This window comes from Aureibacter tunicatorum (assembly GCF_036492635.1).
Classification (GTDB): domain Bacteria; phylum Bacteroidota; class Bacteroidia; order Cytophagales; family Cyclobacteriaceae; genus Aureibacter; species Aureibacter tunicatorum.
In genome coordinates this window covers 3,737,688-3,751,997 of the sequence record NZ_AP025305.1, presented here as the reverse complement: position 1 = coordinate 3,751,997, position 14,310 = coordinate 3,737,688, and the positions used below count along the sequence as shown (strand labels likewise).

Here is a 14,310-nt window from a genome sequence, read left to right as displayed (position 1 = left end):
TCAGCTTAAACAGGCAATGTTGAAATATAAAGAGAAAGCTGAAAAGTTGGAGAAAGAATTGGAGAGACTTAGATGAAATAAAAAGAAAATGCAATGAAAATAGCGGTAACAGCAGCCAGCGGGCAGTTGGGTGCATCGGTAATTAAGCAATTGATCAAGGATATTGGCAATGAGCGTGTCATTGGAATCGCGAGAACTCCCGAAAAAGTTCAACATTTGGGCATAGAAGTTCGAAAAGGCGATTACAATCAGCGTTCTGACTTTGAAGTTGCTTTAAAAAATGTTGAGGCAGTGCTTTTGGTATCGGGCATGGATGAACCACAGAAGAGGCTGCAACAGCACTTGAATGTCATTGAAGCGGCTAAGTCGAATGGAGTCCGAAAAATAGTCTATACGAGCATCATCGGAAATGAATTCGAAACGGCATTTAGCGATATTGTTAAGAGCAATCGCAGGACGGAAAAGGATATTCAAGGCTCTGGTCTTCAATGGGCGATAGGCCGAAATGGAATTTATTTGGAGCCGGACATTGAATATTTGGACCACTATATTCAAGACGGAGAAATTAGAAATTGCGCAAATGATGGCAAATGCGTTTATACGACCCGTGGAGAATTGGCTTGCGCTTATGCCCAAATGCTTATCAAAGAAGATCTGAACCATCAGACTTTCAACCTTGCTGGCAAAGCGGTTAGTCAAACAGAACTTGCGAATGCTATTAATCAAGAATATGGAGCCAATTTAAAATATCGTTATGTCTCATCGGAAACTTATACTGAGGAACGTGTTAAAGCATTGGGGGAGTTTTTGGGGACTGTCGTCGTTGGGATATACGATAGTATCAGCAAAGGATATTTTGATGTGGAGTCTGATTTTGAAAAAGCGACAGGCAGACCGCACATGTATTTGGTGGATATGATCAAGTCAATTAGAAGATCATAACGTTTTAATTTATGTGTTAAAACGTTATGATTGATTGTGAAGGATGTATATATGTATTAAAGTTGATTGATGTATGCTTCATATTCACTTTTATTCAATACCTCTAGGACATCAAGTTTGTAAATATCCTTCCAGCTTGATATACCGTATTTTTCAACATATTTTTCCACTATTCTGAATCCCATCCAATAATTCAACGAGGAAGGGGCGTCTTTGAATAGTTGATGTTTATTATTGTTTAACAATGGGTTGTCGCCACTTTCATCATAGAAGTAAGCTTTCGTTTGCATGAATATTTCCTTTTCATTTTTGAGAAACCAATTCCAGTCTTCCGAGCTAATATTTTCCAAAGTTGTGTACTTTGGAATTTGCTTGTCAAAGAATTGCCAAGTAAAATAGCAAGCGAATCCTTCGTCAATGGTTTGTCGGAGAGCGGTATTTTTGTGTGGATCGTTTTCTCTTAGAGGTTCATATGCCAGATGATTTAGTTCATGCGGTATTCCTTGCTCAATAAGATGTTTAATTTCCATATCCTTGTAATTAAGCTCGATGCAAAATTGATCATTGTCGCAACCTCCGAATATGATGCCTGTGATCGGCGTGAAGATTATGCTGATCTTCGCTTCAACTTCGTAAGGAACCATTTGGTTGAATTTGTGAAGATTGGATTCCAATACGGAGTCGATATTTATTTCGATAAGTTCTTGAGCTCTTTGGTTGAAGAATGCTTTATTCTTAGGGTACAAGTTTTTATTCCATTTGACCATGCCAAGTTTAGTGTTGAACTTGGAGGCATTTTCTTCACCGAAGATCATCCCGTAGCAATTATCCCATAAGCTTTGATGAGGCTCATATACTTTTTTCACGATCATTATGCTGTCAAAACGATTTTCTTTATGCGCTAATATTTGGCTTTTGAAGAGGTTTCTGATAGTGATTTTACCGACTTGTACACTGTCTTCCACTTGTTCTATTTTTTCGATGAAGCTTAAGGACTTGTTTGCGTTGTCTTTCTTTTGGCAAGCATAAGTCGTGATTATTAAGAGGAAAGAGGCTAATAGATATGCTAATGGTTTCATGGCTTATTTAATTATAAAAAAATAATAACAAGAGACTTCATTTATCTAAATGATGATATAATGACAATGAATACCTCGATTTAATTAACATGCTAAAGTGTTAAGTTAGTTGGTGAGGCGCAAGAATCCAAGGCAGGCTTGAATAGCCTTTCCTTGGATATGCTTTGGTTAGAATTGGGTTGTGCATGTGTTTATGAATAATATTTATAGTCTGTTTTTTTCTTCAATGTTTCCTTTATTCATCTTGTTCTTCACTTTCAGTTTATTGTTGCCAAATCGATAGGTGAAGCTTAATTGCATTCTTCTGGACTCGTATCTGTTGTTGTATTGTATGTATTCATTTTCGTTAAGATTAGTGTTCCACATCGTAATGTTTGTGTCTAATAGATCGTTTACTCTGAAAACTATATTGGCCTTTCCATCCATTAGTTTTTTTCTTATCGAAAAGCTCAAGTTATAACTATATCCCAGTCCTTCAGATTGATAGCCTTTGAATGGGGATGAGGTGGCAAAATTCATTTCAATATTCAAATCTTTTGGAAGTGTGAAGCTGTTGTTGATATTCGCGTCCCATTGCGTATTATCGTTTTTGATTAACTCGCCTTTATAATAGTTGTCTCCGCTTAGATGGTAGATGTCATAAGTTAGATTCATTCGCCAAAAGTCTGAGATAATGTTCACAGGCACGTCAATTGTTAATCCTGTATATATGAATTCGTTTAGGTTTATTCTGTAATAACTTGTAAACCCTTCTTCATCCACTCTTGGCAATTGTGTTTGACGGTTTTTGTCAATAGTATGATAAGCGGTAATAGAATAAGCGCCCTTGAATATATAGCTCAATTGAGTGTTGGTTCTGAACATGGGCAATAGGAATGGATTTCCTTCCGAATAGTTTCTCGGGCCTAAATAAAACCTTGCAGGATTCAAAAATTGGTATTGAGGTCGATAGACTTTTCTGTTGATGGAGAAGTTGAAATTGTGATCTTCCGATGGGTTGTAGGATAAGGAAACATTTGGAATGAATTGCCAAGTCAGGCTGTCAACAGATTCCACATTCGCGCTTCGTTCAAATCTTTCTGTTCTTAGACCAATGCTGTAGCCTACTTTTTCCCACTGTTTTGATAAGTTAAAATAAACGGCCCAAATACTTTCTTGATAATCAAATCGACTTTCTTCAAAGTTTGTTTCATCAGTGTAAAAGGTGTATTGGGCAATGGCATTGGATGTTTGAGAAGTAAGCTTTGACCCGAATTTTATTTCATCAAAAGCATTTCCTCCCGGCATTTTATAATCAGCATAATAAGTTCCGATGCGAATAGCGTTTTCGACATGGCTTTCCAAGCTTTCTGTGTTTTCGGATGATTTCGTTAGCAAATCTTGCTTATCGGTATTGTCGCTGATGATCCAGTCTGCTCCCAGGCTTAACTGTCCTTCGATCTTTGGAAATAGCCTTTTGTAGTTCGCGTTAATGATATGTCTCTGACGGGTTTTGTTGCGTTCTCCTTCCGATTGAAATATGTTTATTTGCTCGTTGTTTTCGTAAAATGTGTCATTGATATTCGTTTCTTCTCTTCTTTTTCCTGTGAAGTTTTGATAAGCCAAGCCTGCAAAGTCGTTGCCGCTGATATCCCAGCCCATGTCTATGCTTGGAAAAAAGTTTAGAGGAAAGTGATGCCAATCCATTTTTTTATGGGCTTTCAATTCATCATTGGCGTATCTCCAAGATTCGTCTACTTGCACGGATCTCCAACGAGACAATCCAATCATTGATTTGACGTAAACGTTTCCATATTTGGCATCTAGATAAATGCTGTTGTTGAATTTTGGATATTCCCCATAATAGAGATTCAATGTCTCGGTGCCAGTGATTCCATTTTCAAGTTTGCGGTTGGTTTTGATTTCTATGACTACGTCTACATTCGATTCGTATTCTGCTGAAGGAGCTGTATGCACTTTGATGTCTTCCACTTCGTCTACGTTAAGGGACTTTAGTATTTCCTCAACTTGATCGGATGAAACTCTTTGTATTCTGCCGTCAATGATAAATTGAATGCTTGATTTGCCATTCACTTTGATGCCGTCTTCGCCGGTTTTTACGCCGGGTATTTTATCCAGCATTTCCCATGTGGAGTTGACCGCGAATATTTCTTTATTCTTTGCTACATCGAATTTTAAAGTGCCTAGTTCTTGAGAAACGATTTGTCTTTGGCCTTTTACTACGACCTCTTCGAGCTGTTGCGAATTTTCTTTCAACACAACATTTAGCGGTTGATCGGGTAAGTTTTCGAGGCTTATGGCATGCACCTCATAGCCGATGCTTTTGAATTGAATCGCATGCTTGTCGTTGAATACTATATTTTCTAGCGTGAATTTTCCTTCCAAGTCTGTTGTTGTTCCCGCGACAATAGACTCATCGTTGGCGTTGATGACTATGACATTGACAAATGGCAATGATTCCGAAGCTTCGTCTTTCACAATGCCTGTGATAATTCTTGTTTGAGCCCAAGAAGAAAGGGTAATGGCTACAAACAATAGCAAGGTTAAAAGAGCGGGTTTAGTACAAAGTTTCATATGGTTTAGTGTTTTAATTTCATCATCGTATTCTGATCAAATCATTACACTGGATGTGCCATAATTTTAAGAGATTGGTATTTAGTGACTTATGATTTTAGATAGGAATGTCACTTGTCCGATATTCGGACAGTTGTGTTTTGTATTGCTACATTGACAGGAAAAGGTTGCTTTAATATTATCAGCATATGTTTTATATGTCAGCAAAATGTAGGCATTGTTTATTTGAGCTTATGCGGATTAAATGTTTTTATGTTTTATGATTTTTTGAATTAAAAACATGGAGTATTTTTATGCATGGATAATGGGAAGGCAAGATTAAAAATAGACAAATGCAGGTATTGCGTCAACAGCAAGTTTGATCCTAAAATAGGAAAGTTTTGCGGATTAGTGGATTTTCCAACAATTCGAGCAGGGGTTTGCTCAGAGTTTGAACCGGATATTCAGGCTTTGAAGGAAGGCAAAGAACGAACAGAAATTATTGAGCGAGTAGATAGCTCTGATTTAGACGATGATTTCAGTGATCCCTTTAAACGGTTCAAAAAAATAGTATACTTGCTCATCTTTGTATTTTTAAGTGTGACTTTTTTTTACAGAAAATTCACAATGTTTACCGGTGAGAATAGGTATACTTATGCCACAATTACGACTTTAAGACAAGAATCGCTTTTTCCTAAATTCTGGGTTTTTGGAGGGATTACAAAAGAGTTCGATTATCATTATCGAGGTTATAATAAAAAGGAAAAAATAAAGAATCAGGAATCTGCAGGAATGCCTCCAAGGGTATTGGTGAAGTATAGTAAAGAAGAGCCGGAAGTTTCTGAATTGGTATTGGATATTCCTATTGATCATATCCCCAAAAAAGCATTTCCTTGGAATGGAATACATGAAGATTCGTTAAGTTTATTTTTGAAGAAGTATGAATAGCTAGCAATTTTTTATTTATTTAATGAATCACCATTCTCTTTTATTAGTTTACTAGCAAAATACGAATACAATGCATACGATAGAGCATTTTGGAAATTGGATGAATTTATACAACAGCTCGAAGGACCCTAATTCGCCTTTTTATGGCAAAGAAGTGAATTACGATGTATTTCAGTATGCTCTTTATGACCATTATATCGCTCCGGGTTGGGATTCGTTCGGTTCGGAGACGCTTTATCTTAAAGTGCTATTTGCGGACTATATGAATGGTTTTGTGATCATTGAGCTGATCGGAGAATGGAATGACGCCGTGTATAATGATATAAGCGTTTTAAAAAATGAAGTGATAGACTTTTTTTTGGAGCAAGAGATCAACCATTTTATATTGATTGGCGAAAATGTGTTTAATTTTCATGGATCGGACGATTCATATTATGAAGAATGGGATAGCGAGTTGGAGGGAGATGGCTGGATTGTCGCTTTGAATTTCAGGGATTTCATTCTTCAGGAATGGGAGCGAATGGGTTTGAGTCAATATTTATTTTACGGAGAATTTCTGGATTTGCCGGAATGGAGAACTTTGACACCCTTGCAGGTTTACAAAAAGGTGTTGGATCAAATGAATCGTTTGATTAGTTGAAAGAGCGGGTTGCATAAATTGCGAGTTTATAATTCTTTAGTCATCACATAATCGTCCATGACATAGCCTCCTCCAATATCAAAAACGGCTTCCTTAACGATCTTGAAGTCCATTTTTTTATAAGCCTTGATGGTGTCTGAGTTGTATTTGTTAACTGTCAACTCAATGCATTTTTGATCGCTTTCTGTTGCTCTGTTGATTACTTTTCCTAACATGACCTTGCCGATTCCCGAGCCTCTATAGCTTTTTAGCAAATAGAGCTTGCTTAGAAATAAGCTGTTTTCGCGAACTTGAATACTTAAATATCCGCAGGGTTCATCGTTGTTTGTGACAAGATAATATTCATAGCCTTCATCGATTTGATCGCTCATATTTTGGGTTGACTGAAACTTTTCGATCATGTATTCGACTTGATTTTTGCCGATGATTGGCGTATAGTGTTCATGCCAAATCTCATGGGCAAGTTTTTCGATGATGATCAAATCATTAGACGATTTGGCAAGTATTATTCGAATTTGTTCTCTCTCCACAGCCTTTTCATTTATCATGGTTTGCAAGGCAATATCCATATTAATTTTGAATTTATCATCAAATCTAGGTAAATATTGCCCAACGGAACCTATCCTTTGCGATACAGGTATATTGGCTCGGACATGCAGTTGGAGTATTGAAATTCTATTTCCTTGACGGCTGTCCAAGCAGGCAAATCGAATTGATGCGTTACTATTTTGGCTCCCGGCTTAAGTTCATTTTCCAGTTTCAAAGACAAAGCTCCCAGCATTGTTCTTGTCAGGTAGAGGAAGACCGCATCGGCTTGCGACACATCTGCCTGAAGCATGTTTTCGTGGATGATTTTGATTTTATGGTCAAGTCCGGCTTCTTTGATATTTTGATTGGCGATATATTGAGCTTCTTTCGAAATTTCATAGCCTACGCCTTTGATATCGGCAAGTTGACAGGCAAGGATCAAGCTTCTGCCATCTCCGGCGCCAAGATCAATCAAGGTCTCTCCATCTTTAAGTTCTAGCATGTCAAGTTTGGCTTTGACAATATCCATTGGAGTCAATGCATACGGATCATTGGTATGCAAGAATAAGTAATCGTTCATCGTCTTAGTTTAACATTGGAATTAATGGAGCCGCAAATTTCATTCTTATTTTTAGCCAAGACTTTATGAATATAAATTTATCAAAACGAAAGAAGAGCTTGAAGGCTTTAACATGAATAATGCTTAACTTATGCTTGAGAATAAAAGTGAAGGTATGAATTTGAGTTATTGGAGATTAGCGGTTAAATACCCGAATTATATTGGGTTCGGTGCTTTGAATTATTTTTATTCTTCATTGGGCAAGACTTTTTTGATTAGCTTGTTCATTCCATATCTGATAGAGCATTATAGCATTGATAATTCAGTCTTTTCATATATTTATTCAGCGGCAACGCTTTTAGGAGCGATGGGACTTATTTTTCTCGGGCCATTGGCGGATCGCATTGATTTGAGGAAAATGAGCGTTGCCAATGGGCTGATATTGGCCATGCTTTGCGTCGCTGTATCGGTGTTCAATAATGTCTGGATTCTGCTGTTGATTTTGACGGGATTACGAGTCATAGGATACGGTTTGATGCCATTGATAGGTGCAGTGTCCATTGGAAGATATTTTGACTTGAATAGAGGAAAGGCGCTTTCGCTTTCTTACTCATTTACTTCCATAGCGGAGATGACTACTCCATTATTGATCTTTATGATGATTACCTCTTTGGGTTGGAGCCAGACATGGATCATATTCGCAACTATAGTTGTGTTTACATTTATTCCTGCAACGCTTTTTACCCTAAAAGACGCAAAAGAATTCAGAAATCCATTGCAAGCCAATCAAAACAGCAAGAGAAAAATGTCAATAGCAAACTTGGCGAGAGACATTCGCTTCGTTGTTTTGGTATTTATTGTGATTTTTTCTCCTTTCTTGACAACAGGTGTTTTCATTCATCAAAATATGTTGATGGGCCTTAGAGGCTGGGAAGAAGCTTGGTTTGCCGTTTCCTTGGTGAGCTTTGGAGTGTTCAGGGTTTTATTTACTTTCTTCGCCGGGCCAATGATAGATAAATACAGTGCCGGCAACTTGGCTTATGTGCTTTTGATTCCTGTAATCATCGGCTTGGTTGCTTTGCAGTGGATGGACAATCGGTTTGCTTTGATAGTCTTCATGTGCGCCAATGGAATTACGCTTAGCGTTGGCAACTTGTTGAGTAGTGTGCTTTGGGCTGAATTATATGATGTTAGGTATTTGGCTTCCATCAATAGTTTTGTATCCAGTGTTATGATCGTGGCTACGGCTTTGTCTCCAATCTTTTTTAGCTATATCTTTTCAAGCAATGAATTAGCTTATTCAGGATTGAATCTGTTAATTTTTGTGTCTGTTGTTCTGTTGGTTGTGGCTAAGCCATGTATTGACTCATTGACGCAAAAGGTGAATGCATAATGATTGGAAGTCCATAATTATCTAGATATTCGCATCCCTGTCGCTAATTTCACGGAAGCCTCTGCCTATGTTGCGCAAGTATTGAAAATCATCTTCAAGCCCATCTTCTTTGAATCGATTGAGCAATGTGTAATAATCCAACATAATATCGCTGCAACTCATTTGGTCAATGCCGGATGTTGACAAAGCGAATTCATCCAATACCATTCGGTATAGCGAGGCCAATAGATCATTGAAGTGTGAATGCAATTGTTGCGAAAAGGAGTCGACGGTTCTTTCAATATCTGATTTGCTTGACGAGCTGTCCAGAACACTGAGTGATTGGACGAATCGTTTTGCCGCTTTTATGTTTTGATCTTGGAAGTAGCTTTGCATGCTCGCTTCAGAAAAGCTTACATCGCATGCCATGTCATGAAACTCTTGAAACAGTTCCTTAGCTCTTTTTTTCAAATATTCTATATGGCGCGTTTCGTCTTTTCTTTTGATAAAGCTCAAATTGCCCTTGGCTACTTGAGGACTCACTACTTCATGAAATGACTGATCCTGCTGCGCGCCGTACATTCGAAGAAAATATTGCTTGGAGCTTGGCGTATTGGCCATTTCCAGATATCGCTCATACATTTGCTGAAGTTCTATGCGCGCGTCGCCTTGAAGGTGTTCGTACTGGTCGATGTCTTTTACCCACTTTGACATATAATGGAATAAATCTTCCAAGCTTTGATGAAAAAAGGCGTCATTCATTTCACTGAAGCATTCCATCAAATGATTGCGAAATGTTTTGCAACGCAATAGCAGAGTATCGAATGCGTCCCAAAGATTCAGCAATACAGGAGGACGCCAATTATAGTTTTCCAAGCAAAGGTAGTCCCCACCGTCAACAGCGATTACGAAACTTCCGTGTTTGGTCCATTTTAGCTCTTTCCTATACCTGTCGACGTAATCATCGCCTTTTTTTTGGGCTTCAGTAGCTTCTTGGTCGAGCTTTCTTAAGTAGCCCCATCCTTTGTGTTCTTCATCAGGCCGAATGAACGGCTCTTCCCAATCGATAGATTCGCATCTTAATATATCTGCAGTTTGAGGCTTAAGGTGCTCGTTAAGGCCAAAAGCTTTGCAATGCTGTGAGAAGGTAGTCTTTTCTATGGAAGTGATGCCTTTTTTGAGTTCTTCAGGAGTTCGTACAGGCCTTTTTCGACCTTCCAGAAAATCATCCTCTTGGCCTGTCTCATGATAGCACCTCAATCCTTGATAACATTCTTTGACGAAAACATCAGAGTCTCTGTTGTAAGGTACTTCCAAATCTTCACCGGACGCGACGCTTTTCAGTACATAGACAAAAGCTTCTTCAGCTTTCAAGTTGGCAAGCTTAAGTGAAAACTCTATGCATCCGGAAACATCGAAAGCATGCCTGTCTCCATCATGAAGCAATTCAGGAATCACTGCTACTAGGCTATGAGGAACTGAATCCATAGATAATCGCGATTCCGGCAAAGCCTGAAGCTTGACTTTGGCTCCTTTGCTTTTGAGATCGCTGTTCGAAACTTCGATGAGCTTATCGCTGGCGTAAAAACTCTGAGGGAATTCAGCGGCTTCCAATGCCAGATTCCCTTGATCGGAAAGGAGCATATCGGGCAAGTCCGGGAAAATGTCATCATGCACTTTGACGACTTCTTGCCGGCTTTCCAAGTCGAACAGTTTTTCCACATACTGCTTTGCAGGGCTGAACCTCATCTCTCGCCTCCGTTGCTTTTTGGGGCTCAGTGGTTTTGGATCAGCATAGAAAGTATCTTCGAATATCAACTTGTCAGAGGCGGGAGCGATTGAGCTTCCTTTGATTTCTCTGTAGCATTGTATGCATGGCTTCGATGAAGATCGGTGATCGTTAGAGGTACTTTTTTTCTTAGCTATTGAAGAAATATATGCATGAGCCATGGTAGTCTCATAACTTCAATGGAAAGGATATGTTTGTGGGTTTGAATTCAGGTGATTGAATTAGAAACATGTTATTGGCATGTAAGTTTTTGTTGCAAGTTCTATTTTTTTAAGTGGATAGGTTGTCATGTTTTTGTTTTGAAAAAACAGCGCGAATGGATTGTCTGAAAATTTCAACCTAATCATCTTTTGGTAATATTTTATCATCAAGGGTTAATTTGGGATGTTGTGTAGTGTTATTTAGTATGTTTGATAGGTGGTCTGATTATTTTAATGTTAAAATTTATAATTTATATATTTGAAATATTGTTTTTCATATTTTATTGTTTGTATATTTGTCTTGAATATGATTTTATTCATTCTCTTATTTTAAAAGATAATAATCTTCCTGTTCAAATAGTACAGGTGTAGGATAAACGAGGAAATACAACATGAAAACGAATTTTTACAAATTGCTTTGCGGATGTTTGATACTAATGATTGCTGTTTGCAATCTGGAGGCATTTGCTCAGGATGTTAATTCAAAAATGGCTGCAGGACCTGATGGTCAGCCAGGTCCAAGTGACGATCAAGTGATTACAATGACGACTGCCACAGGTGATTTTAGTTGGACATCTTCAGGGTCGCCTAGATGGGTTTCGATATATTTAAGACCGCTCATGGATACTTATGAAAAAATAAGGTTAAGCAATATTCAAGTTGGCTTTAATGAGATACCTCCTCCAGGAGCGAGTATTTATATTGAGACAAAGCCTGGCTCGGGCCCACAGGGTGCTATAGTAAGGACATATTATAGTCAAGCGCAGATACCGGAAGTCGTTATGTCTGAGGAGGGAAGTTATCAAATTCACATTAGATTTTATTCTACTAATGTTAGTACAATTTCTTTTAGCTATGAAAAAGTAGCTTATTATGAGTTTGGAGAAGACGTTACGTCAAATGGCGATTATTCATTTACTATAGGGAAAGAGACTGTGGCGGATGGTGATCATAGTTTCGCAGGAGGGTATAGATCAAAGTCAAAGGGAACTTATAGTTTTGCGATTGGCGCTTATTCATCTGCAAATGGGTATAGTAGTCTGGCTGCAGGTTATGGGTCTGTTACAAATTCGTCATATAGTTTTGCAACAGGTTATTATACTAGAGCAGGCTACGCAGCATTGTCGTCAGGTTGGAGAGCTTTGTCAAATGCGCATATAAGTATGGCGCAAGGTTATGAAACTCAGTCCAATAGTTATTCGGCAGCTGTGTTTGGTAGGTATAATGTAGGGAGTACTAGTGCTGATAAATATAATTGGGTTGATAGTAATACTATATTTGAGATCGGAATAGGGAGCTCTGCAAATGCAAGAGAAAACGCATTTACAGTACTTAAAAACGGGAAAATCGGCATTGGCGAGGAAATGCATAGCGATGCCCAGATGGCTGGGGATTACAAGTTGTTTGTTAATGGCGGTATCAAGTCTACAGCAGTTAGGGTGATGCAAGCTCCTTGGGCGGATTTTGTTTTTGAAAAAGAATATAAGCTTAGAAGTCTTGCTGAAGTGAAAAGCTATATTGAAGAGAATAAAAGACTTCCGGATATGCCAAGCGCTGAGCAGGTCGGGGAAGAAGGCGTGGATTTAGCGGAAGTGAATGCTAAGCTGTTGCAAAAGATAGAAGAGTTGACTTTGTACTTGTTAGAGCAGGAGGATAGAATCAAGCAATTGGAAAGTAGATTGAAATAAGTGAGAAAAACAGTCCTTTACATGTTTATTGGGATGCTGATGGTAACTTGGTCCTGTAAGGCTCGAAAGCAAAATCGACGTTCGGAGCAAATGAGGCTTGATAGCCTCTATCAGCATATGGAATCTAAAGATCGATTGCTTTATGATCAGTTGTCCGAGGCTCGAACAGGCGCTTTTGTGGATGAACAAAACAAGGAAGCCTTGAAAGGAAGCGCTGAGAGACAGTTGAAAGACTTGGCTGAGAAAAAGTCGTTCAGAAATTGGGCAGATCAAAATCAAGAGCACTCGATGGAGGCTATGCGCAAGCAAAATATGGATTATTTTGATCCTGCGTATATGGAGAAGCTGAGGGATGAAGGACTGGATGAAGAGTTGCTTCCTGATTTGGAAGTAATGAATGGTTTGGATGAAGAAGCTATTCGTGAAATAGCGAGACAGGAACTGAAGCAAGTGGATAGCACCGGCTATCTTGGTCAAGCTGAAAGCCTTAAGAATATGGATGCGTCATCTTTGAAAAGCATCGCTGAAAATGAAGGCTTTAAGCGGATAAAAGGTCTTGACTCCTTGGCTTATATAGAAAAACTAGGTGAACTCAAGAGTTATGATCAACAGGACTTGGAGAACCTTTCGGCGTATAAAATGAAAGAGGCGCTTAAGGAAGAAGGAAATAATCTGTCTTTGGATCAATACGATGAATACTCAAAACGCTATGCGCAAGAAAGGAATCACAATGAGTTTTTAATGCCTTTTCATTTGGATCAAAACAATGGTGATAGTTTGCGTTTGGCAGAAAACGTTGAACTGGAAAGAGATTCATCTAATGTAGTTGATTCAACATATGATGAGCTTGACGATTCTGACGTCATTGATACCTTGGAGATTAAAGCTTATGAAAAACACAAGCTGGCTTATGAAAGGAAACTGAAGGCATACAAGGCTGGTTTGGTCTCGAATATTCAAGGGGTGGATTTGAAAAAAAAGTACACTCGAAAAGTTGAGGATGTCAAAAAAAAGTTGAAAGGTTCTCAAAATAAGAAAGTGTATTTCCCTGAGATGAATGAAGAAAGTGGTGATTTGAGAAAATCCTTGAATTCGAAAATGACTCAGGATAGTTTGCTAATGGATTCTTTGGCCTTAAAGAATTTGAAAGCTGTTGACAATTCAAATGCTGGCGCTGAGGAATTGACATTTGATAAGCCGGAGGTGAAAATTTTGACAGATAGCTTGACCTATGAACAGTACGCAGCTAAACGCGACAGTATCAATCAACATTTGTCCGACAGTATTATGTCGGTCTATATGATATACGATAAAGGTTTGGCGTATTATCAGAAAGCGGAGAGTTTGGGCAAGCTTGATGAGAATGTCATTAGAAAAGAAGTGCAGCAGATTTCGAAAGTGAAGGCAAAACGATTGAAGAATAAAGCTGAAAATCAAGCGAAAGTCAAGGAAAAGAAATATGGAGACTATAAGGATATCATAGTAAAAGACAAGGAAAAAAGACTGATGCCGGAGAATTTATATTTTGACGGTACTTTTGGCATTAGTTCGGAAAAACCATTTTCTATGAATGTATCTCCTGCATTTGGTTATGAAGTAAACGATAAGTTGTCTATTGGATTGGGAACCGGTTTTGAATTTACTGCTGATACATCGGTTTCTGTTCAGATGGCAATGCCACTGAAGGTATTCGCGCGATATTTCTTTTGGGAGGATGTTGTGTACGCTTATGGAGAGAATAGCATGTATGTCCCTGGAATTTCTTATTTGAAAACAGCGGAGCAAGCGGAAAAAAAGCCCAATGATATGGGCATGGTCTATTCATTGGGACTAGGAGGATTGCTGAGTGTGTCGGATCGGTTGAAAGCGAATGTTTTATTGCTTTACAACCCTGTTCAAAGTGTGGATACTCCGTTTGGAAGATCCAAGTGGTCTTTGAGATTTGGATTTAAATTATGAAACTGAGAATCACAATGTTTAATAAGTATGTTGAAAGCAAAAGCTTATATGAT

Annotated in this window: 11 protein-coding genes; 6 read left to right on the top strand and 5 right to left on the bottom strand. The window is 38.4% G+C overall.

Going from position 1 to position 14,310, the window contains the following annotated elements:
• Positions 1-93 precede the first annotated feature (93 nt).
• Positions 94-942 carry an NAD(P)H-binding protein gene (locus AABK36_RS15755; protein WP_309940406.1) on the top strand — a complete coding sequence of 283 codons (849 nt, stop codon included), beginning with the start codon at positions 94-96 and terminating at the stop codon, positions 940-942.
• Between the two features lie 56 nt (positions 943-998).
• On the opposite strand, the gene AABK36_RS15750 is transcribed toward AABK36_RS15755, so the two are convergent.
• Positions 999-2,021, bottom strand: a complete 1,023-nt coding sequence (locus AABK36_RS15750) for a gliding motility protein GldB-related protein (RefSeq protein WP_309940408.1) — start codon at positions 2,019-2,021, stop codon at positions 999-1,001.
• A 204-nt stretch (positions 2,022-2,225) separates the two neighbouring features.
• Positions 2,226-4,595, bottom strand: coding sequence for an outer membrane beta-barrel protein (locus tag AABK36_RS15745; RefSeq protein WP_309940410.1), 2,370 nt, complete (start codon positions 4,593-4,595; stop codon positions 2,226-2,228).
• A 297-nt stretch (positions 4,596-4,892) separates the two neighbouring features.
• On the opposite strand from AABK36_RS15745, the gene AABK36_RS15740 reads away from it, so the two are divergent.
• Together AABK36_RS15740 and AABK36_RS15735 are read left to right on the top strand one after the other, a co-directional pair.
• Positions 4,893-5,522, top strand: a complete 630-nt coding sequence (locus tag AABK36_RS15740; protein ID WP_309940412.1) for a hypothetical protein — start codon at positions 4,893-4,895, stop codon at positions 5,520-5,522.
• Between the two features lie 70 nt (positions 5,523-5,592).
• Positions 5,593-6,162 (top strand): hypothetical protein, encoded by a 570-nt coding sequence (locus tag AABK36_RS15735; protein WP_309940414.1) that lies wholly within the window; start codon positions 5,593-5,595, stop codon positions 6,160-6,162.
• Between the two features lie 26 nt (positions 6,163-6,188).
• Here AABK36_RS15735 and AABK36_RS15730 read toward each other — a convergent pair whose 3' ends face one another.
• Both AABK36_RS15730 and AABK36_RS15725 read right to left on the bottom strand, forming a co-directional pair.
• Positions 6,189-6,731: a GNAT family N-acetyltransferase gene (locus AABK36_RS15730; RefSeq protein ID WP_309940416.1), complete on the bottom strand. Its 543-nt coding sequence runs from the start codon at positions 6,729-6,731 to the stop codon at positions 6,189-6,191.
• Positions 6,732-6,781: 50 nt separating this feature from the next.
• The gene (locus AABK36_RS15725) at positions 6,782-7,270 is read right to left on the bottom strand and encodes an SAM-dependent methyltransferase (protein WP_309940418.1); all 489 of its coding nucleotides are present in this window, start codon (positions 7,268-7,270) and stop codon (positions 6,782-6,784) included.
• A 130-nt stretch (positions 7,271-7,400) separates the two neighbouring features.
• Here AABK36_RS15725 and AABK36_RS15720 point away from each other — a divergent pair, with 130 nt between their 5' ends.
• Positions 7,401-8,642, top strand: coding sequence for an MFS transporter (locus tag AABK36_RS15720; protein WP_309940420.1), 1,242 nt, complete (start codon positions 7,401-7,403; stop codon positions 8,640-8,642).
• A 21-nt stretch (positions 8,643-8,663) separates the two neighbouring features.
• Here the strand turns inward: AABK36_RS15720 and AABK36_RS15715 are convergent, their stop codons facing one another.
• The gene (locus tag AABK36_RS15715) at positions 8,664-10,571 is read right to left on the bottom strand and encodes a hypothetical protein (RefSeq protein ID WP_309940422.1); all 1,908 of its coding nucleotides are present in this window, start codon (positions 10,569-10,571) and stop codon (positions 8,664-8,666) included.
• Positions 10,572-11,002: 431 nt separating this feature from the next.
• On the opposite strand from AABK36_RS15715, the gene AABK36_RS15710 reads away from it, so the two are divergent.
• Both AABK36_RS15710 and AABK36_RS15705 read left to right on the top strand, forming a co-directional pair.
• The gene (locus tag AABK36_RS15710) at positions 11,003-12,298 is read left to right on the top strand and encodes a hypothetical protein (protein ID WP_309940423.1); all 1,296 of its coding nucleotides are present in this window, start codon (positions 11,003-11,005) and stop codon (positions 12,296-12,298) included.
• Positions 12,299-12,319: 21 nt separating this feature from the next.
• On the top strand, positions 12,320-14,257 hold the full coding sequence (locus AABK36_RS15705; RefSeq protein WP_309940424.1) for a hypothetical protein: 1,938 nt from the start codon (positions 12,320-12,322) through the stop codon (positions 14,255-14,257).
• Positions 14,258-14,310 lie beyond the last annotated feature (53 nt).